General features: G+C 62.6%; 22 protein-coding genes. 17 read left to right on the top strand and 5 right to left on the bottom strand.

The features are described 5' to 3' along the window. Positions 1 to 81 precede the first annotated feature (81 nt). The 4 genes from AC244_RS06250 (at position 82) to AC244_RS06235 (ending at position 3,544) form a co-directional block, all read left to right on the top strand. The gene (locus AC244_RS06250; RefSeq protein ID WP_053247939.1) at positions 82 to 816 is read left to right on the top strand and encodes an SDR family oxidoreductase; all 735 of its coding nucleotides are present in this window, start codon (positions 82 to 84) and stop codon (positions 814 to 816) included. 48 nt (positions 817 to 864) lie between these two features. Beyond that, positions 865 to 1,173 (top strand): Atu4866 domain-containing protein, encoded by a 309-nt coding sequence (locus tag AC244_RS06245; RefSeq protein ID WP_414735888.1) that lies wholly within the window; start codon positions 865 to 867, stop codon positions 1,171 to 1,173. Positions 1,174 to 1,290: 117 nt separating this feature from the next. Next, on the top strand, positions 1,291 to 2,193 hold the full coding sequence (locus AC244_RS06240; RefSeq protein WP_234716861.1) for an AraC family transcriptional regulator: 903 nt from the start codon (positions 1,291 to 1,293) through the stop codon (positions 2,191 to 2,193). Between the two features lie 130 nt (positions 2,194 to 2,323). Further along, on the top strand, positions 2,324 to 3,544 hold the full coding sequence (locus AC244_RS06235; RefSeq protein ID WP_053247938.1) for an adenylate/guanylate cyclase domain-containing protein: 1,221 nt from the start codon (positions 2,324 to 2,326) through the stop codon (positions 3,542 to 3,544). Between the two features lie 7 nt (positions 3,545 to 3,551). On the opposite strand, the gene AC244_RS06230 is transcribed toward AC244_RS06235, so the two are convergent. Further along, complete coding sequence (locus tag AC244_RS06230; RefSeq protein WP_053247937.1) at positions 3,552 to 4,448, bottom strand: LysR family transcriptional regulator; 897 nt, start codon at positions 4,446 to 4,448, stop codon at positions 3,552 to 3,554. Positions 4,449 to 4,564: 116 nt separating this feature from the next. Here AC244_RS06230 and AC244_RS06225 point away from each other — a divergent pair, with 116 nt between their 5' ends. From AC244_RS06225 to AC244_RS06215, 3 genes are read left to right on the top strand one after another with little or no spacing between them, the layout of a single operon-like run. Continuing rightward, a complete protein-coding gene (locus AC244_RS06225; RefSeq protein WP_053247936.1) occupies positions 4,565 to 5,305 on the top strand; it encodes an SDR family oxidoreductase in 741 nt (246 codons plus the stop codon). Between the two features lie 40 nt (positions 5,306 to 5,345). Further along, a complete protein-coding gene (locus tag AC244_RS06220) occupies positions 5,346 to 6,242 on the top strand; it encodes an SDR family oxidoreductase (protein ID WP_053247935.1) in 897 nt (298 codons plus the stop codon). Positions 6,243 to 6,294: 52 nt separating this feature from the next. Next, a complete protein-coding gene (locus AC244_RS06215) occupies positions 6,295 to 6,795 on the top strand; it encodes a DUF1097 domain-containing protein (protein ID WP_053247934.1) in 501 nt (166 codons plus the stop codon). 76 nt (positions 6,796 to 6,871) lie between these two features. On the opposite strand, the gene AC244_RS37940 is transcribed toward AC244_RS06215, so the two are convergent. Continuing rightward, on the bottom strand, positions 6,872 to 7,108 hold the full coding sequence (locus tag AC244_RS37940) for a DUF6074 family protein (RefSeq protein ID WP_234716874.1): 237 nt from the start codon (positions 7,106 to 7,108) through the stop codon (positions 6,872 to 6,874). Between the two features lie 299 nt (positions 7,109 to 7,407). Between AC244_RS37940 and AC244_RS06205 the strand changes: the two genes are divergently transcribed. The 9 genes from AC244_RS06205 (at position 7,408) to AC244_RS06165 (ending at position 16,683) form a co-directional block, all read left to right on the top strand. Next, positions 7,408 to 9,126 (top strand): ABC transporter ATP-binding protein, encoded by a 1,719-nt coding sequence (locus AC244_RS06205; RefSeq protein WP_053247932.1) that lies wholly within the window; start codon positions 7,408 to 7,410, stop codon positions 9,124 to 9,126. A gap of 106 nt (positions 9,127 to 9,232) precedes the next feature. After that, positions 9,233 to 10,795 carry a D-aminopeptidase gene (locus tag AC244_RS06200; protein ID WP_053247931.1) on the top strand — a complete coding sequence of 521 codons (1,563 nt, stop codon included), beginning with the start codon at positions 9,233 to 9,235 and terminating at the stop codon, positions 10,793 to 10,795. 64 nt (positions 10,796 to 10,859) lie between these two features. Beyond that, entirely contained in the window at positions 10,860 to 11,651 is a 792-nt protein-coding gene (locus AC244_RS06195) for a pseudouridine synthase (RefSeq protein WP_053247930.1), read from the top strand. A 255-nt stretch (positions 11,652 to 11,906) separates the two neighbouring features. Continuing rightward, positions 11,907 to 12,884, top strand: coding sequence for a tripartite tricarboxylate transporter substrate-binding protein (locus AC244_RS06190; protein ID WP_053247929.1), 978 nt, complete (start codon positions 11,907 to 11,909; stop codon positions 12,882 to 12,884). 239 nt (positions 12,885 to 13,123) lie between these two features. Then, positions 13,124 to 13,585, top strand: a complete 462-nt coding sequence (locus AC244_RS06185; RefSeq protein ID WP_053247928.1) for a tripartite tricarboxylate transporter TctB family protein — start codon at positions 13,124 to 13,126, stop codon at positions 13,583 to 13,585. A 10-nt stretch (positions 13,586 to 13,595) separates the two neighbouring features. Further along, on the top strand, positions 13,596 to 15,101 hold the full coding sequence (locus AC244_RS06180) for a tripartite tricarboxylate transporter permease (protein WP_053247927.1): 1,506 nt from the start codon (positions 13,596 to 13,598) through the stop codon (positions 15,099 to 15,101). Positions 15,102 to 15,232: 131 nt separating this feature from the next. Continuing rightward, positions 15,233 to 15,610 carry a hypothetical protein gene (locus tag AC244_RS06175; protein WP_053247926.1) on the top strand — a complete coding sequence of 126 codons (378 nt, stop codon included), beginning with the start codon at positions 15,233 to 15,235 and terminating at the stop codon, positions 15,608 to 15,610. A gap of 99 nt (positions 15,611 to 15,709) precedes the next feature. After that, a complete protein-coding gene (locus tag AC244_RS06170; protein WP_082366753.1) occupies positions 15,710 to 16,396 on the top strand; it encodes a Crp/Fnr family transcriptional regulator in 687 nt (228 codons plus the stop codon). Positions 16,397 to 16,467: 71 nt separating this feature from the next. Next, positions 16,468 to 16,683 (top strand): hypothetical protein, encoded by a 216-nt coding sequence (locus tag AC244_RS06165; RefSeq protein ID WP_053247924.1) that lies wholly within the window; start codon positions 16,468 to 16,470, stop codon positions 16,681 to 16,683. A gap of 14 nt (positions 16,684 to 16,697) precedes the next feature. On the opposite strand, the gene AC244_RS06160 is transcribed toward AC244_RS06165, so the two are convergent. Next, positions 16,698 to 17,162 carry an Lrp/AsnC family transcriptional regulator gene (locus AC244_RS06160; RefSeq protein WP_053247923.1) on the bottom strand — a complete coding sequence of 155 codons (465 nt, stop codon included), beginning with the start codon at positions 17,160 to 17,162 and terminating at the stop codon, positions 16,698 to 16,700. Positions 17,163 to 17,320: 158 nt separating this feature from the next. On the opposite strand from AC244_RS06160, the gene AC244_RS06155 reads away from it, so the two are divergent. Then, the gene (locus AC244_RS06155) at positions 17,321 to 18,334 is read left to right on the top strand and encodes a 1-aminocyclopropane-1-carboxylate deaminase (protein ID WP_053247922.1); all 1,014 of its coding nucleotides are present in this window, start codon (positions 17,321 to 17,323) and stop codon (positions 18,332 to 18,334) included. 129 nt (positions 18,335 to 18,463) lie between these two features. Here the strand turns inward: AC244_RS06155 and AC244_RS06150 are convergent, their stop codons facing one another. Together AC244_RS06150 and AC244_RS06145 are read right to left on the bottom strand one after the other, a co-directional pair. Beyond that, complete coding sequence (locus AC244_RS06150; protein ID WP_053247921.1) at positions 18,464 to 19,156, bottom strand: aspartate/glutamate racemase family protein; 693 nt, start codon at positions 19,154 to 19,156, stop codon at positions 18,464 to 18,466. A gap of 118 nt (positions 19,157 to 19,274) precedes the next feature. Further along, positions 19,275 to 19,979, bottom strand: coding sequence for a YetF domain-containing protein (locus AC244_RS06145; protein ID WP_063934079.1), 705 nt, complete (start codon positions 19,977 to 19,979; stop codon positions 19,275 to 19,277). Between the last annotated feature and the right edge of the window lie 154 nt (positions 19,980 to 20,133).

Here is a 20,133-nt window from a genome sequence, read left to right as displayed (position 1 = left end):
GTTCTACCGCTCCTTCAGCGGGACGGCGCATGGTGACTTTCGGAACCGGGGAGGTCCTCAGTCTATCTCGAAAGGAACAACATGTCCGAGCTTCAAGGCAAAGTCGTTGCCATCACCGGTGCCAGCAGCGGCATTGGCGAGGCCGCCGCGCGATATCTGGCCGCCGCCGGCGCCCGCGTCGTCCTCGGTGCACGACGCACCGATCGGCTGTCGGCCCTTGCCGGCGAAATCCGCGCCGCCGGCGGCGCCGCCAGCTTCAAGGCGCTTGATGTCACCGACCTTGATGATATGCAGGCCTTCGTCGCCCATGCCGTTTGCGAATTCGGCCGGCTCGACGTCATCGTCAACAATGCGGGCGTCATGCCGCTGTCGCCACTTTCCGCCGTCAAGGTCGATGAGTGGAACCGGATGATCGATGTCAACATTCGCGGCGTGTTGAACGGCATTGCCGCAAGCCTGCCTGTCATGAACGAACAGGGCAGCGGCCAGATCATCAACCTGTCATCGATCGGCGGTCACGCCGTCTCGCCGACCGCCGCCGTCTATTGCGCGACAAAATTTGCCGTCCGGGCGATCTCCGATGGCCTTCGCCAGGAAACCGATCGGATCCGCGTCAGCGTCATCTCGCCCGGCGTCACCGAATCGGAACTGGCCGAGAGCATCTCCGACGAGACCGCCCGCGGCGCGATGCGCGACTTCCGGCGGATCGCGATACCGGCCACCGCAATTGCCCGGGCAATCGCCTATGCCATCGAACAGCCTGAAGATGTCGATGTCAGCGAAATCATAGTGCGCCCGACGGCAAGCCCGCACTGACCCGGTTCGAGGGAGCGCCCGCAGATGAACCGCACTCTTCGAACATGGATGGCGATGGGCCTTGTCCTTTCCGCTCTCTCGCCAGATCCGCTATTCGCACAGGAAAAAACCATGCAACAGGCACTGCACCCCTATATCGGCATGTGGGCAACCGAAGATGGGCATGTCCGCCACCACCTCCTGCCCGACGGCCGCTATGACGAAGCGCGCGGCAAACGGCAGAGCGCCTATCAGGGCCGTTACTGGGTGACCAGCAATCATATCGACTATGTCGACGATACCGGCTTTACCGCCGACGGCGATTTTATCGACGGCGTGCTCTACCATGCCGGCATGGTCCTGCGCCGCGAAGATTAGACCAAGGGGGCGGCGGCTGACGACGTCTGCCGCTCCCGCCCCATATATCCCGTTGAACTTGCGCCCGGGAAAGGTCAGCCTGCGCCGGACGCCAAACCCGCACGAAGGAAAACGGCCTTGGGCGATCTCGAAGAATTCCAACGTCTGATGGAGCGCAACAGCGGCATTGACGGCGTGCTGTCGACAGCGATACCGCGCCTCATTTTGATCCGGTCGTCGAGCCCGACCGAGCCAATCCATACGTTGCACGTGCCCGCTGTCTGCTTCATTGCGCAAGGATCCAAGCAGGTGATGCTGGGCGACACAGTCCACAGCAACGATCCCAATCGGTATCTCACCGTTTCCGTCGACCTGCCGATCATCGGCCAGGTCATCGACGCATCATCGGAAAAGCCCTACCTCTGCCTGCGCCTCGACCTCGACCCGACCATGTTGAGCGCAATGGTGGTCGAGGTTGGATCGTCGCTGATCGATGGCGGTTTGCCCGGACCGGGCCTGTTTCTCAGCGACACCACGCCGGAGCTGCTCGACGCGATCGTCCGGCTGCTGCGCCTGCTCGACAGACCCGATGAAATCGCCGTCCTGGCGCCGCTGGCGGAACGCGAGATCCTCTACCGCCTGCTGATGGGCGAGCAGGGCCACCGTCTGCGCCAGATCGCCCGGGCCGAGAGCAAGCTGACCCAGGTCAACCGCGCGATCGACGTTATCAAGCGCGACTTCCGCAAGCCGCTGCGCATCGAGGACCTGGCGGAGCGCGCCAATATGAGCCTTTCGTCCTTCCACCAGCACTTCAAGACGGTGACGGCGATGAGCCCGCTGCAATATCAAAAGCAGCTCCGGCTGCAGGAAGCCCGCCGCCTGATCCTTAGCCAGGCAATCGACGCAGCCACGGCGGGACATCATGTCGGCTACGATAGCCCTTCGCAATTTTCGCGCGAATACGCCCGCCTTTTCGGCGCGCCGCCGCTACGCGACATTGCCCGGCTGCGGGCGGCGCCATCCTATCTGCTCGAGACCTGAACCGTGGCGGGCCCTGGAACCGCACAGAGCCTTGAGGGGTTGCTTGTTCTCATGCCGGACTCGGCTATTGATAATGCGTGAGGCTAATGCCAACCGCAAAACCACCGGCAGCTCCAACGCGGGACAAGCAATGAACGACCAACAGATCCGCGACATCATCCTGTGGCTGTCCGAAGAAGGCCTGAAGGGCCTGGAGGAGCCCGAGATGCTCGCTGGCTTTTGCGAGCGTTGCCTGGCGGCGGGCATGGACATTGCCCGGGCGCAGGGACTGATCGACACGCTGCATCCGGAATTCGAGGGACGCGCGTTCCAATGGAACAGCGAAAGTGATGTGACGCCGGAGGTCGTGCAATATTCCTCGACCACGGGAGGAGAAGCGCAGGCGAACTGGCATCGCTCGATCTTCTACCACATGCTGACGGCGCGCGAACCGGAGCGGCGCGTGCGCCTCGCCGATGAACCTTCGGTGCCATACCAGGTGCTCGACCGCCTCAAGGAAGAGGGCCATACCGACTGCCTCAACATGATCCACCATTTCACCGACCGGGGCCGCGTCGGCGAAATGGACTGTTTCTATTCCTATTGGACCACACGTCGGCAAAGCGGCTTTGCAGACGAGGATATCGCCGCGCTTCGCATTCTTCTGCCGACCCTTGCCCTTGCGGTGAAGACCACCTCCTGCGTCCGGATCATCGGCACGCTTGCCGATGTTTATCTCGGCGCCGACGCCGGCCGGCGCGTGGTCGAGGGCAGCATCGTGCGTGGAGAGGCCGAGCGGATCGAAACCGTGATGTGGTTTTCGGACCTGCGCAATTACACCCGGATCTCCGACACAGCCGCCCCAGAGGACATCATCCCCTTCCTCAACGACTATTCGGGGACGGTGATTTCGGCCATTCATGATCACGGCGGCAGCGTCCTCAAACTGATCGGCGACGGCGTGCTCGCCATCTTCAACGCCGACGAGCCGGCGACCGCCTGCGCCAACGCGATCGCCGCCGAGCGGCAACTGCGGCGCATGCTGGTAGTGCTGAATGCTCGTCGCGAAGAAGAGGGAAAGCCGACCACCGATGTTTATCTCGGTCTGCATATCGGCGAGGTCTTCTACGGCAATATCGGCAGCCAGAACCGCCTCGATTTCACCGTCGTCGGCCCGGCGGTCAACGAGGTCAGCCGCATCGCTTCGATGTGCCGCTCGGTCGAACGGCAGGTGATCATGTCGGCGGATTTCGTCGAGGCCTGCCCGCCGCAGCTTCAGGCGGACGCTGTGTCGCTGGGGCGCTTTGCCCTGCGCGGGATCGCGCGGGCCAAGGAACTGTTCACCTGGGATCCAGAACTGCCGGCGGATTGAAGATCCGCTATCGAATGTTGCCCGCAGCGAACACGCCGGCCAGCCAGTCGATGAAGACGCGCACGCGCGGTGAAAGCTGGCGGTTGCGCGGATAGAGCAGGAAAACCGGCGTCGGCGTCGGACGGCAGCTTTCGAGAAGCTCGACAAGCGTACCCGCATGCAGGTCTCGCTCGACGTGATATCGCGGCACCTGAATGAGCCCGAGCCCGAGCCTTGCGGCGGCAACGAAGCTTTCGGCAGCGTTGACCGCGACCGTCACCGGCAGCGCGACATGTTCGACCTTGTCCCCGACCTGGAATTCGAGCGGTATCGGAACGCCTGTTATCGACGAACGGAAGCCGACCATGCGGTGTCCTTCCAGGCCGCCGAAGCTTTTGGGCCTGCCGTGGCGGGCGATGTAGTCGGGCGACGCGCAGGTAACCTCGTCCAGCATCGTCATGCGCCGCCCGATCATGTCGCTGTCCTGCGGTTCGCCGACCCGAAGCACGCAATCGATGCCCTCCCGGACGAGATCGACCAGACGGTCGCCCTCGCTCATGTAGAGCTCGATCTCCGGGTAGGCTGCGAGAAAGGCGGGCAGACTCGGCAGCACGAAGTGTCGCGCCAGCGTTCCATGCACGTCGATGCGCAGCAGGCCCTTGGGCCTGGCACCGGCAAAGGCGCCCTCGGCATCTTCGATGTCGTCGAGAATGGAGATGCAGCGCAGGTGGTAGGCAGCACCGTCCAGCGTCGGGCTGACATGGCGTGTCGTGCGCTGCAGCAGGCGAACGCCTAGCCGTGCCTCCAGCTGCTTGACGGCGTCGGTCACCGTCGAGCGCGGCAGGCCGAGATCCTCCGCGGCCTGAGTGAAACTGCGCCTTTCGACAACGCGCGAGAACACGCGCATGGCATCGAATCTGTCCATTTGTTCGTACTTTCCGGATTATGATGCAGAATTATGCATGATTATCCGGAATGTGAAAGGCGTCATCTTCTCCTCACCAACGAAGCCAAGCCGCTTCACAACGAAGGAGAAAGATCATGCAACAACACACCGACAGGGTCGCGATCGTTACCGGCGCCTCGCGCGGTATCGGCGCGGCGATTGCCGAGCGCCTGGCCACCGACGGCTTCACAGTCGTCATCAACTATGCCGGCGACGCCGCTTCCGCCGAGAAACTGGCACGCAGGATCGAGGAAAAGGGCGGCCGCGCCCTGACCGCCAGGGCCGATGTTGCCGACCCTGATGCGGTCAAGCGGATGTTCGACGCAACCGAGGCGGCCTTCGGCGGCATCGACGTGCTGATCAACAATGCCGGCATCCTGAAGACGGTGGCGCTTGCCGAAACCAGCGACGAAGAGTTCGACCGTCACTTCGCCATCAACACCAAGGGCACCTTCAACACCCTGCGCGAAGCGGCAAAGCGCATGCGCAACGGCGGCCGGATCGTCAACTTCTCCTCGACAACGCTCGCCCTCAACCTGCCGGGCTATGCCGTCTACAACGCCACCAAGGCCGCCGTCGAAGCCCTGACGCATGTCTTTGCCAAGGAGCTTCGCGGCCGCGACATCACCGTCAACACTGTCGCGCCAGGTCCGATTGCGACCGATCTATTCCTGTCGGGCAAGAGCGAGGAGCTTGTCGCGCAGTTTGCCAAGATGCCGCCGCTTGAGCGGCTCGGTCAGCCGGACGACATCGCCAGTGTCGTGGCCTTCCTTGTCGGTCCCGATGCCGGCTGGGTCAATGGCCAGGTGCTGCGCGCCAACGGCGGCGTTGCCTGACATTCCCGCCCATCCCATCGTCGAACCAAGGAAAAGAACCATGTCTTCCGTCATTCTTGTCACCGGCGCCGGCTCAGGCATCGGCAAACTTTCCGCAGAAGCGCTCGCCCGCGCCGGGCACACGGTCTACGCCTCCATGCGCGGCATTGATGGCCGCAACAGCGAACGCGCCTCAGCGATGCGCGCCGCTGCCGAGCGCGATGGATACGATCTGCGCCCGCTCGAACTCGACGTGGTGTCCCAGCCCTCTGCGGACGCCGCCGTTGCGGCGATCATTGCGGAACAGGGCCACATCGACGTGGTCATGCACAATGTCGGCCATCTCGTCATCGGTCCGACCGAGGCGTTCACGCCGGAGGAACTGGTCAAAGTTTTCGACACCAACCTCTTCGGCGTGCAGCGGGTCAATCGCGCCGTGCTGCCCGAAATGCGCAAGCGTGAGCACGGGCTTGTCCTGTGGATCAGCAGCACCACCACCAAAGGCGGCTTTCCGCCCTTCCTTGGGCCCTACGCCGCTGCCAAGGCCGCAATGGATTCCCTTGCCGTCACCATGTCCTACGAACTGACGCGTTTCGGCATCGAGACCTCGATTGTCGTGCCCGGCGCCTTTACCCGTGGGACCAACCATTTTCCGACCGCGGGACGTCCGGCGGACAAGGAAACGGTTGGGGCCTATTCCCGTTATGACGGTCTTTTGGACCGGGTCGGCGAACGTCTCAGCGAACTGACGCCGGATCATGCCGATCCGCAGGCCGTCGCTGACGAAGTCGTGCGCATCGTCGGCTTGCCGGAAGGATCGCGCCCCGCTCGATCGGTCATCGATTTCGTCGGTGACGGCGCTGCCGAAGTGATCGAGATCGCCGAGCGCATGCGCATCGACTTCGCCCGGCGCATCGGCATTGCCGACCTTCTGTCGATCGAAAAGCCCCAAGCTTGAACTTGGGCTATCCGGTGACAGCGCCCTTTCAACCCAATTTCGAGGATATGTCATGACCGTGCAAACAGAACCAACCGAGCGAGCGCCTTTTGCCTGGAAGTACAATCTGCTGACGGTCGTGGCGGCAACCACCGCCGCCATCGCTGCCACCACGTCCGCAAGCATCGGCTGGCCCGTCTGGGCGATGTTCATGGGGTGGGTTGCCTTCTTTACCCGTGGCCATAGCGCTAGCGAGGCACTGAAGAGCTACACCTGCCTTGTCGTCGGCATCGCGATCGGCATGGCCGCGGCCCTCGCACTCCAGGCATTGATGCCGGCAATGGGCGCCCTGGCCTTTGGGCCGGTCGTCTTCATCGTCGCGATGATAGTCGTCTCCTTGCGCGCACTTGCGCCCGTCAATAACGTGCCCGCCTACTTTCTTGGCCTGATCACGTTCTTTGCGGCGCATCTTGAGCCCGGATGGCTCGCATTTTGCGAGCTGGCGGGCGTCGCCGCTCTCGGTTGTGCGGCCGCTTGGCTGGCGCATCGCTTGCAGGGCGCCATTGCGCGCTGACGATCATGGCTCCGGCGGACACGCCGGGGCCATTCCTCGTTGGTGGTTCGACCTAAGCGCGGGCCGAGCTGTCGAATTACTGGCTTACCGCGCCAGCGGAAAGCCGCGACTGGTGGCGCTGCCAAAGCTCGGCCTGGACCTCGGCCTGGAACGCCATGACCTGCTCCCGCATTTCGGCTTCGGAGCAGCCGATCGCAAGCAACTCGTCGGCAAGCAGCCGGCATTCGCGCCGCCAGTATTGCACGGCGTCATCGCCATGAAGATCTTCGAGTTCGGCGGCGCAGAAGCGAATGGTGCTCAGTCTTCTTGCCATCGGAAACGGGACGACGTCACGTCCGCCAAACACCGCTGCTTCATCTGATCGATCGCCTGCCATTGCTTCATTCGCTCCCCTGGTGATTCCTTGTTCTACGGAGCTTATGGTTAACGTTTTCTTCCTTCCGCCCCGCGTCATGCCTCGTCCGGGGACCACACGCCCGGGTTGGTGCGTCTGGTGGCAGCATCGATGCACTTTTTCGGTCGCATATCTGTTGGCTTCCGGGTAGAAACATGACATTTGAACTCAAATTTTACGGCCGTACCCAAGCGGCTGCCCATGTGAGTGCGGTTGTCATGTTGAAGCGCTTCTTCGCGTTCTACCGGCCCTATCGCGGCCTCTTCATTCTCGATTTCACCTGCGCGGTGCTGTCCGGCCTGCTGGAACTCGGCTTCCCGGTCGCGGTCAAGTTGTTCGTCGACCAGTTGCTGCCGAGCCAGGAATGGACGCTGATCCTCCTGGCCTCCGTCGGTCTTCTCGTCGTCTACCTCGTCAATACAGGCCTGATGGCGACGGTCACCTATTGGGGACACATGCTCGGCATCAACATCGAGACCGACATGCGTCGCATGGCCTTCGACCACTTGCAGAAGCTCTCCTTCAGCTTCTTCGACAATCAGAAGACCGGCCATCTCGTCGGCCGCCTGACGAAGGACCTGGAAGAGATCGGCGAAGTCGCGCATCACGGCCCTGAGGATCTGTTCATCGCGATCATGACCTTCATCGGCGCCTTGCTGCTGATGCTGACCGTGCATTGGCAATTGGCGCTGATCACGGCGGCCGTCGTGCCGATCACCGCCTGGGTCACCAGCCGCTACGGCGGTCGGATGGCCAACAACTTCCGCAACCTTTATGGCCGCGTCGGCGACTTCAATGCCCGCATTGAGGAGAATGTCGGCGGCATCCGCGTGGTCCAGGCTTTCGCCAACGAAGAGCACGAGCGCAGCCTGTTCGAGACCGACAACCAGAATTACCGCCAAACGAAGCTCGAGGCCTATCGCATCATGGCCGCCAGCACATCGCTCAGCTACATGAGCATGCGGCTGACGCAATTGATCGTGATGATCACCGGTAGCTATTTCGTATTGACGGGACAATTGAGCAATGGCGGTTTCATTGGCTTCCTGCTTTTGGTCGGCGTCTTCTTCCGTCCGGTCGAGAAGATCAACTCGGTCATCGAGACTTATCCGAAGGGCATCGCCGGTTTCAAACGCTTCATCGAACTGATGGAAACCGAGCCTGATATTGAGGATCGTCCGGGCGCTGTCGACGTGTCGGGCCTGCGCGGCGACATCACCTATCGCAACGTCTCTTTCGGCTACAGCGCTGACAAGCCGACCATCGCCAACATCGACCTGACGATCAAGGCCGGAGAGACGGTGGCGTTCGTCGGCCCTTCGGGTGCCGGCAAGACGACGATCTGCTCGCTGCTGCCGCGCTTCTACGAGGTCGCCGAAGGCAGCATCACCGTCGACGGCATCGACATCCGCGACATCAAGCTCGCCTCGCTTCGCGGACAGATCGGCATCGTGCAGCAGGATGTCTTCCTGTTCGCCGGCACGATCCGCGACAATATCGTCTATGGACGCTTAGGCGCGAGCGAAGCCGACATTCTCGATGCTGCCCGGCGGGCCAAGCTCGAAGGCATGATCGCGGACCTGCCTGATGGCATGGACACGGTTATCGGCGAGCGCGGCGTCAAGCTTTCCGGCGGCCAGAAGCAACGCCTGGCGATCGCCCGGATGTTCCTGAAGAACCCCTCGATCCTGATCCTCGACGAAGCCACGTCGGCGCTCGATACGGAAACCGAAAAGGCGATCCAGCAATCGCTGGCCGAGCTTTCGAAGGGCCGCACCACATTGGTCATCGCCCATCGCCTGGCAACGATCCGCGATGCCGATCGCATCATCGTCGTCGACGCGAACGGGATCAGCGAACAAGGGCCACACGACACGCTGCTGGCCGCCAAGGGCACCTACAGCCGGCTTTATCACGCCCAGGCCGGATTGCGCTGAGGAGACACGGAGCGCTGTTGCAACTGCACGGACGGAGCGGTAGGTACGAAACCGATCCGCCCGGCCGGGCGGCAGGTTCCTTCCCGACCGACTGGCATTGCACACCATGAACACCCTGGATCTTCCCGCCCTCGAACGAGCCATCCTTGCCTTGCCGCAGCGGTACAACGGGCCGGGCGGCGTCGTCGGCGTGGTCAGGGATGGCGAGGTGACCCTGAAGCACGTCTGGGGCTACGCCGATCTCGCTGCACGCAAGCCGATGACTTCAGGCACGCTGCTGCCGATCTGCTCGATCAGCAAACACTTCACCTGCGCGGTGCTGCTCGACACGGTCGGCGATCCCACCAGGCTCAACAGCGCACTTAATGCCTACCTGCCACTCATCGAAGGCAAGCGCCCTGACGTTGCACACCTCTGTCACAACCAATCAGGCCTGCGCGACTACTGGGCCTTGACCGTGCTGCAGGGGGCCATGGCCGACGGCGTCTTTCGCCGCGAGGACGCCCGGCCGCTGCTGTCGCGCGCAAGCTCGACCCATTTCGAGCCTGGCACGCGCTATTCCTATTCGAACGGCAACTTCCGTATCCTGGCCGACCTCATCGAAAACCATAGCGGCAAATCGCTGTCCGAACTCTACGGTCGCTGCGCTTTCGATCCGGCCGGCATGACAACGGCCGCCCTCACTCCAGATACCAGCGTCTCGCCGAACGGCGTGGTCGGATACGAGGGCAACGAGGCGACAGGTTATTTCGAGGCGGCGAACCGGATCTATTGGGCGGGTGACGCCGGTATTTCGGCAACGCTCGACGACATGCTGGCTTGGGAGTGCTTCATCGACCGGACGCGTAACGACGAAGGCGGTCTCTACCGCAGGCTCTCCGCACCGCAGTCCTATACGGATGGGCGGGCCGCGCCTTACGGCTTCGGTCTTGCCCACGAAAAGATCGGCGACGTCGCGATCACCGGCCACGGCGGCGCCTTGCGCGGTTTTCGCAGCCGCCGCCTTCACGCCGCAAGCGAACGCCTCTCGATCGTCGTGATGTTCAACCACGAGGCCGACGCCCATGCCGCCGCGACGGCTCTGATGAAGGTCGCGCTCGGTCACCAGGATGTCGAGAGGGCAGCCGGCGTCTGGGATGGCCGGCAATTCGGCACCTATCTCGAACCGGAGACCGGCCTTGCCCTATCGACGCGCCCCTTGGGACCGGGGCGGATCGAGCTGCGCTTTGCGACCGCAGGAGAACCTCTGCAGATCGCAGCGGACGGCATTGCCCGCTCCGGCGCGGTCTCGCTGACGGCAAACGGCACCGGCCTGCAGATGGAACGGGAACGCGAAAATCTGGCCACGACCGCCGAAAGGGTCGTCGGCAAGGCGAAGCCGGATATTGCCGGGCGCTACCACTCCGCAGAACTCGACGCTGACATCGAGATCGTTTCGACCAACGGTATGTTCTTTGCCGGCTTCGACGGCATGCTCGGCAAGGGCGCGATGCATGCGATGCAGCCGTTTGCCGACGATGTCTGGCTGCTCAGCTGCAAGCGCTCGATGGACGCGCCGGCGCCGGGGGACTGGACCGTGCGGATCCACCGCGACAGACAGGGCGCTATTTCCGGTCTGACGATCGGCTGCTGGCTTGCCCGGCAAATCGACTATATCAAAATCGGCTGAACGACAGTTCCGAGACGCCGCGAGACGCGCGCCGGCAGCCAGCGATAGACGGAGACGACCCGAAGTGAGGCAGAAGCGGCCGACAGCAGGACGAGGCGAAGGCTCCGGCCGCATGACCGGCGAGGTCGGCAAGCGCGTGACCATCGCCCGCGCACTGTCCAAACTCGGTTACTGCTCGCGAACGCAGGCCGAAAAGCTCGTGCTTGAAGGGCGTGTCAGCATCGGCGGGAACAAGGCCACCGACCTTTCGCAATGGGTCGATATCGAAAAGGACCGCATCGCCGTCGATGGTATGGCCGTTCTGGCGGAAGACAAGATCTACCTGATGCTCAACAAGCCCCGTGGTCTCGTGACGACACGCCACGACCCGGAGGGGCGCCCGACCGTCTTTGACTGCCTGAGCGATGGCGATGCGCAGTTCGTTTCCCCGGTCGGCCGGCTGGACAAGGCGAGCGAAGGCCTGCTGCTCTTCACCAACGACACCGTACTTGCCCAGCGCCTGCTCGATCCCGAAACCCATCTTGGCAAAGTCTACCGTGTGCAGGTCACCGGCGAGATCGACGACAGCCAGCTTGCCGTAATGGTCAACGGCGTCGACGAGGGCGGCGAGCACTTGCGCGCCGCGCGCGCCGAACAGTTAAGGGGCGGCGAGAAGAACAGCTGGATCGAGGTTGAGCTGCATGAAGGACGCAATCGACAGATCCGCCGAATGCTCGATGTCCTCGGTTTCGAGGTCTTGCGGCTCGTGCGCGTCTCGATCGGCGACATCGCACTTGGGAAGCTTGCGAAAGGCGCCACACGCCCGCTGACAACAGACGAAGTGCGGTATCTGAGGCAGCGTACGGGACAATCGTAGCCACTGAGCATCCAGTCGGAGGCCGCGTCGGCGAAGCCAGTCTCACGCGCGGCGCTTGCAATGGGTGGAAATCCACCCACCAGACGGGCCCCTTGTTTCCAAATCCACCCAAATTCAGACAATCGGCAGCAGAAATGCGCGGCGGTGCGCAGCTAACCCGTTGTCTGTGCTAAGATTGCATTTGCAAATGGGTCAACCAGAATCGGCGTGGGAGGAGCCTTGCCGGCTGGTCGATATTTCATCCGGGAGGAAAAGATGAAAACCCTGAATGCGCTTCTTGGCGCCGTTGCCGCGCTGTCCCTGTTTGCCGCTTCCGCCAATGCGCAGACCTATCCCGAACGCTCGATCACCATGGTCGTCCCGTTCTCGGCCGGCGGCCCGACGGACACCGTCGCGCGCCTCGTCGCCGAATCCATGTCGAAGGACCTCGGCCAGCAGATCATCGTCGAAAACGTCGGCGGCGCCGGCGGCACGTTGGGCGCCGGCCGCGTCGCCCAGGCTGATCCGGACGGCTATACCGTATTGCTCCACCACATCGGCATGGCGACCAGCGCCACGCTCTACCGCAAGCTCGCCTACGACACGCTGAACGCCTTCGAATATGTCGGTCTCGTCACCGAAGTGCCGATGACGATCGTCGCGCGCAAGGATCTCGAGCCGGCCGATCTCAAGGGCCTCGTCGAATACGCCAAGGCGAACAAGGACACGGTCACGGTTGCCAATGCCGGCATTGGTGCCGCCTCGCACCTGTGCGGCATGATGTTCATGAGCGCCATCGAAACGCCACTGACCACCGTTCCCTACAAGGGTACCGGTCCGGCGATGACCGACCTGCTCGGCGGCCAGGTCGACATCATGTGCGACCAGACCACCAACACCGCCAAGCAGATCCAGGGCGGCACCATCAAGGCCTATGCCGTTACCTCGCCCGAGCGTCTCAAGGTCTTCCCGGATCTGCCGACGACGACGGAAGCCGGGCTTCCCAATCTGCAGGTCGGCATCTGGCACGGCGTCTATACGCCGAAGGGCACCCCGGCCGACGTCAATGAACGCCTGTCGAAGTCGCTGCAGGTGGCGCTGAAGGACCCGAACGTCGTCGCCCGCTTCGGCGAACTCGGCACCCTACCGTCGAGCGAAGCCGATGCGACCCCGGCAGCCCTGAAGGCGAAGCTTGAAGGTGAAATCACACGCTGGAAGCCGGTGATCGAAGCCGCTGGCCAGTACGCCGATTGATCTAAGTCCACTGCCCGCCACGATCCTTCGGCCGAAGTGCCGCGATCGTGGCGGTTTTTGCCGTTTCAGGCATAGTATCCGGCAAGGACAAGTAAGCGTTCATCCCGGTGGCCTTCTGCCTTGGACGTCCAGAAAGTGCCGTCCAGGCGCCGCCGCCGCGCCGCTGATAACAGGCAGTTCGGGTTTGGCTGCGGTCCTTTCCGGCCGACGCTCGGCTCCAATAACCAAATGGGGACACGATGAAACCAATCTCCTTCGACACCACCAATGCGCTCTGTGGCGGCATCCTGACGGCTGTCGGGCTGTTCTTTGCCTGGCAGGCTTTCAATCTCGAGCTCGGCACCGCCTTCCGCATGGGGCCGGGCTATTTCCCGCTGGTGCTGGCCACCATCCTGACGCTTCTCGGCATCGTGATCCTCGTTCAGTCGGCACGGGTTCACGGAGAGCCGATCGGAGCGATCGCCGTACGCGGTATGCTGTTCATCCTGCCCGCGCCAATCTTCTTCGGCCTGACGGTGCGCGGTCTCGGCTTCGTCCCGTCGTTGTTCTTCACCGCGCTGATTGCCTGCTTTGCCTCCGGCCGGATGAAACCGCTGACGGCCATCGCGCTGTCGCTGGCGCTCACTGCTTTTTCCGTCGCGGTCTTCAGCTACGGCCTCGGCTTGCCCTTCCAGCGCTTCGGCCCCTGGACGCAGTTCTAGGAGACGGATGATGGATCTCTTCAACAATCTCGCACTCGGCTTCTCCACGGCCGCATCGCCCGAAAACCTGCTCTTCTGCCTGATCGGCGTTCTGCTCGGCACGCTGATCGGCGTACTTCCCGGCATCGGTGCGACGGCGACTATCGCCATGCTGCTGCCGATCACCTTTCAGCTGGAGCCGGTCTCCTCGCTGATCATGCTCGCCGGCATCTATTACGGCGCGCAATACGGTGGCTCGACCACGGCGATCCTCATCAACATGCCGGGCGAATCTTCGTCCGCCGTGACGGCGATCGACGGTTACCAGATGGCTCGCAAGGGCCGCGCCGGTGCAGCACTTGCAATTGCCGCACTCGGCTCGTTCTTCGCAGGCACGGTCTCGACATTCCTCGTCGCGGTCTTTGCCCCGCCCCTGACCGAGATCGCGCTGAAGTTCGGCGCAGCCGAGTATTTCTCGCTGATGATCGTCGGCCTGGTGTCGTCGATCGCGCTGGCGCACGGATCGATCGTCAAGGCCTTGGCGATGGTGGCGCTCGGGCTGCTGCTCGGCCTCGTCGGTACCGACATCTACACCGGCACGCCGCGCTTCACGCTCGGGATACGGGAGTATGCCGACGGCCTGAATTTCGTGGCGCTGGCGGTCGGTGTCTTCGGCATCGCCGAAATTCTCCGCAACCTCGAAAACGAACGCACGCGCGAGGTTCTTATGGCCAGGGTAACCGACCTGATGCCGACGCGCGACGACTTCAAGCGCATGGTCGGCCCGGTTCTGCGCGGCACGGCGATCGGCTCGGCCCTCGGCATTCTGCCGGGCGGCGGCGCCATCCTGGCAGCATTTGCCTCCTATACCGTCGAAAAGCGCGTCTCCGACCGGCCTGAAGAATTCGGCCATGGCGCCATCGCCGGTGTCGCGGGCCCGGAAAGCGCCAACAATGCCGGCGCCCAGACCTCGTTCATCCCGCTCCTGACGCTCGGCATTCCGGCAAACCCGGTGATGGCGCTGATGATCGGCGCGATGATCATCCAGGGCATCGTGCCCGGACCCAACGTTGCGGCAGAACAACCGGCTCTCTTCTGGGGCATCATCGCCTCGATGTGGATCGGGAACCTGATGCTGGTGGTGCTGAACCTGCCTCTGATCGGGCTGTGGGTGCGGTTGTTGAAGATCCCATACTACGTGCTCTTCCCGATCATCATGGCGTTCTGCTCGATCGGCGTCTACAGCGTCAACTCCAACGTCTACGACCTCTATGCCGTCGCCTTCTTCGGCCTCGTCGGCTACCTCCTGTTGAAGCTGCGCTGCGAGCCTGCTCCGCTCCTGCTCGGCTTCGTGCTCGGTCCGTTGCTGGAAGAAAACCTGCGGCGGGCGATGATCCTGTCGCGCGGCGATCCGACCACCTTCGTCACACGCCCGATCAGCGCGATCCTGCTGTTGATCGCAGCCATGGTGCTGGCGGTGGTTTTCCTGCCGAGCGTCAAGGCCAAGCGCGAGCAGGTCTTCGTCGAGGAAGATTGATCGGAGGGATGCGGCATTCTGCCCCTGCGCGGTTTGCCACATTGAGATTTGTCAATAACGTCGCCTATCCCTGAGCCAGCAGATTGGCATAGGGATAGGCAAACCGAATGAAGCCTCGCACGAGGATCAGAATGCAGCAGGTCATGCGTTTGTTTTGCGCATTGGCCGTGCTGCTTCTCGGCTTCGCGCACCAGGCGCCCGCAGCGGCAACAGCGCTGTCGGCGACAGAACGCGCGCAGTTCGCACTGCCTGATGGTTCGTTGCCCGATCTCTGCCTGCCCGGAGCCGGTGACGACGACGGCAGCGGAAAACCACTCTCCCACAGCCATTTCTGCGGCGCCTGCCGCATCTTCTGGGTCGTCCTGCCTGCGCCGGCCGACGCGGCGCGCACGATCGTCCGCAAGACCAAAATGGTGCTGCCGCCGGGGCAGCCGATTGCATCCGCTCGATCGCAGCTCCCGCCCAATGCCAGCCCGCGCGGTCCGCCAGAGCCAAGGTTCCAAGCCTGAGCCCCAAGTCACGCCCGATCGTGACTGAACGCTGATGCCTGATCTCCGGCGCGTCGCTGCACGACCATCCCGACGAGATCGCAATACGGATCGCCGACCATGCCCGATACGATCACCTTCGCGGAAACAACGCTTCCGCCCCCGCCGCCGGCCGCTTTCTCGACAGCAAAAGTCTCTCCCAATCGGCAGCGTCTCGTTGGAGAACATGCCACATTGCTCTTCCAGGGAGGGCGGAACCGCCATCTCTATCGCGTCGTCGACGGCTGTGTCGCGCTGTCGCAATTGCTCGACGACGGGCGCCGACAGATCACCGATGTGCTCGGCCCCGGGCGCCTCTTCGGCTTCACCCATGACGGCCGCAATATCGCCACCGCCGAAACACTGACATTTGCCCGGATAGAGACGCTCGCCGGCAGCCAAGTCGAAGACGGCGGCCACGAGCCGAGCGTCGCCGCCGAACTCAAGGCGACGCTGCACCGGATGCAGGCGCATGCGACGCTGCTCGGCCGCAAGACCGCGACGGAGAAGGTTGCAACAGCGCTCATCGATCTTGCCGATCAGTTCGCCTGGCGCGGGCGCGCAGCCAGCACGGCCAGGTTCAGCTTCAACCTCTACCTCTCGCGCGCCGATCTTGCGGATTGGCTGGGCCTGACGGTCGAGACCGTCAGCCGCTGTCTCAACCGCTTCAAGCGCGACGGCCTGATCGACTTCAACCACCCGAAGACGGTGCGCATCCTCGACGAACACCAATTACGGGCAATGGCGGGCCTGACGCGCAGAGACTGACCCTCGCGCAAGGTCAGATACCCCAACAGATCACGGTGGGTTTCGCCCCCCGAAAGAAAGGCTTGAAAACAATGATTGCGAAAATGGTCTATCACGTGCCGGTGTTCGGCTGGATGCTCAAGGAAGCGGCTGAGGGCTCGGGCACCGCCAAGGTGCTGTTCCTCATCAACTGCATGCTGATCTGGCTGCTGGCGATCATTGCCTTCGGATATCCCGCCATCATCATCCCGGCGCTCGCCCTTGTGCCGACGGTCTTCGTTCTCCTGATCCTGATCACCACGGGCTAGCCGGCGCCGATCACTCAGAAATCGAGAGCGGCATTGTCGACCACTTCCTTCATGACGAAGAATGTCCGCGTCTGGCGGACGCCCGGCAGCGCAATCAGCTGCGTTCCGTGGATGCGATTGAAGTCGGCCATGTCGCCGACGCGAATTTTCAGGAAGTAGTCGAAGTCACCGGCGACGAGATGGCAGTCGAGGATGAACTTCAGTTTTTCGACCGCCTTTTCGAAGTCGCGAAAACTCTCCGGCGTCGACCGATCGAGCACGACGCCGACCATGACCAGTGCGCCGCGATCGACCTTCTGCGGCGCCACGAGCGCGCGGACGTTGGTGATATAGCCTTCCTCGAACAGCCTCTGCGTCCGGCGATGGCACGTCGCGGCACTGACATCCACCATCTGCGCCAATTCCGCATTGGTCAGCCGGCCGTTCTTCTGCAGCAGACGCAACATCCTGAGATCGATACGATCAAGTTCACCTTGCATGAAAGAATCTTCCTCTTTTAGCGCAATAGACGGATGCAATCTATTATCAGGCGCGGCATTCCTAGAGAAATACAAAATTCTAACACGATATTAGAGAGCACCTTTCACATCATGGGTGGTAGCGTTTCCTGACTTTCAAGACGGAAGGAGGGAACAACATGCTGCAAAAATTCGAACGCTACCCGCTGACCTTCGGGCCGACGCATATCGAGAAACTCAACCGGCTCTCGGGCCATCTAGGCGGCAAGGTCGAGATCTACGCCAAGAGGGACGATTGCAATTCCGGCCTTGCCTTCGGCGGCAACAAGCTGCGCAAGCTGGAGTACATCATTCCGGACGCGCTCCGCTCCGGCGCCGACACGCTGGTGTCCATCGGCGGCGTTCAATCGAACCATACGCGCATGATCGCCGCCGTTGCCGCCAAGATCGGGTTCAAGTGCCGGCTCGTTCAGGAGAGCTGGGTGCCGCACGAGGATGCCGTCTACGACCGCGTCGGCAATATCATGCTCAGCCGCATCATGGGCGCCGACGTCCAGATGGTCGACGAAGGTTTCGACATCGGCATCCGCCACAGCTGGGAAGCGGCGATCGAGGACGTCAAGGCGCATGGCGGCAAACCCTACGCCATCCCCGCCGGCGCCTCCGTGCACAAATATGGCGGGCTCGGCTATGTCGGCTTTGCCGAGGAGGTGCGGGCGCAGGAGAAGGAACTTGGCTTCAAGTTCGACTACATCGTCGTCTGCACGGTCACCGGCTCGACCCATGCCGGCATGCTGGTCGGTTTTGCCAAGGACGGACGCCAGCGCCGCGTCATCGGCATCGACGCCTCCTTCACACCGGCCCAAACAAAAGCACAGGTCCTCGACATCGCCCGCAGGACCGCCGATCTCGTTGAACTCGGCACCGAGCTCACCGAAGAGGACGTGGTCCTGCTTGAGGATTACGCCTATCCGGTCTACGGCGTGCCCTCCGACGAAACCAAGGCGGCCATCCGCCTTTGCGCCCGCCTCGAAGGCATGATCACCGACCCTGTCTATGAGGGCAAGTCGATGCAGGGCCTGATCGATCTCGTTCGCAAGGGCTATTTCCCCGAGGGATCAAAGGTTCTCTACGCCCATCTCGGCGGCGCCCCGGCGCTCAACGGCTACGGCTACACCTTCCGCAACGGCTGATATTGTCTGCCGCTGTGCGTCTCGACCGAACACTGCAAGATGCCACGGCCGGAAAAGACTGTCCGGCCGTGGCCAAAACCCTGTCACGCCCCCCGCGACGCGACGGCGCCCTACAGTTTCCTTGCGGTCTCAACCGAGAGCGAGATCGACAGCCGCAAGCGCGTGCAGTTCCGTGGTATCGAAAACCGGAACCGGGCTGTCGGCCTGGGAAATCAGCAGCATGATCTCGGTACAGCCCATGATGATTGCCTGGGCGCCCCGCTCCACAAGCCGCTGAATGACCTGCCGATAGGCGTCCCGCGAGGCGGCCTCGACACAGCCAACCACAAGCTCCTTGTAGATAATGTCGTGAACGGTTTTCCGGTCCTCGTCGCCGGGCACCAGAACGTCCAGCCCGTGCCGTTTGATCAGCCGCCCCTTGTAGAAATCCTGTTCCATGGTGAAGGCCGTGCCCAGCAGGCCGACGCGGCTGAGGCCGAGCGCCTTGATCTTTTCTGCCGTCGGGTCGGCAATATGCAAGAGCGGAATGGCGACGGCCGCGGACACTGCGTCGGCCATCCGGTGCATGGTGTTGGTGCAGATCACCAGAAAATCAGCGCCGCCGGCTTCAAGGCGTCGGGCGGCAGCGGTCATCTCACCTGTCAGGGCTGACCAGTCGCCCTTATGCTGCAGCCGTTCGATCTCGCCGAAATCCATCGACCACATCAAGCTCTTGGCCGAGTGCACACCGCCGAGGCGCGCCCGGACTTCCTGATTGACGATACGGTAATATTGGGCAGAGCTTTCCCAGCTCATGCCGCCGATAAGTCCCATGACCTTCAATGCGTTTGTCCTTCCTGATTGCGTGCAACCCCCTGCGTGGCGTGCGCAAATCCTTGCCACATTCCCAAGCGGGCACCAAGCGGCATTGGCGGGATTTCAGCCCGGATCGCGTGACAGACTAACGGATCTCGTGCCAGACATCCGCCCCGCAGCGTGGGCATGGCGGCACCGTCTCGTCAGGCGAAAGCTCGACGACTTCTGCGCACTGCACGCAGGCAAGACGGCGTTTCTCCCGAACGGCGGATCCGGAGCGAAACTGTGTCGGCTTGCTGACGTCCCAGGGCGGCTCGATGGACAACCCCTGCCTCGACGGTTCGTCGAATGTGAAAACCGAAAGCAGCCCGTTGGTTTCGAAATAGGCAGCCCGCACCTGCCCGAGATGTCGAACTTGCTTCAAGCGGAGCTGCTCGAACAGCTCGTCGTGGCCGACATTCAGCTGCTTCAGCGCCTTCCAGAGGATGCCGCCATCGCGCACCACCTCGACGCTGATGCCCTCGATCACGTCCTCGAGCTTGCGGTCGCGAGCGACGATATAGCTCAACGATTTGTCCAGAAGCACGACTACCGTGATGACGACCATGCAATGCACCAAGGGGACGTCGGGATAGAACATCGCATCGCCGACGGCGGAACCAAGCGCGATCACCAGCAGGAACTCCACCAGCGAGAGCTGGCCGATCGACCGGCTGCCGATCCAGCGGATCAGAAGTAACGTATAGGCATAGATGATCAGCGTCCTGAGCGCGATTTCGAGCAGGAAAAGCGGCGGCTCGTCCCCGAACACCATCCTGCCGAGATCGAAAGCCACGACGGGCTCATTCATGGGTAGCACTCCTCAAGAAGGCGCCATGAGGCGCGGACGTTTGTTCACTCATCATCTGTGGCGGTGGAGCAGAAAGACGAGGCGAACAGCCGTGCGGACGCTCGCAGCGTCGTCGTATTCCCGAACTTTTTGCCGCGATGAATGAACCAAAGCC

The sequence above is a fragment of the Ensifer adhaerens genome, from assembly GCF_001270265.1.
GTDB classification, from domain to species: domain Bacteria; phylum Pseudomonadota; class Alphaproteobacteria; order Rhizobiales; family Rhizobiaceae; genus Ensifer; species Ensifer adhaerens_B.
Note: the sequence above shows the minus strand (reverse complement) of the source record. Positions and strands in the feature narration are given on the sequence as shown.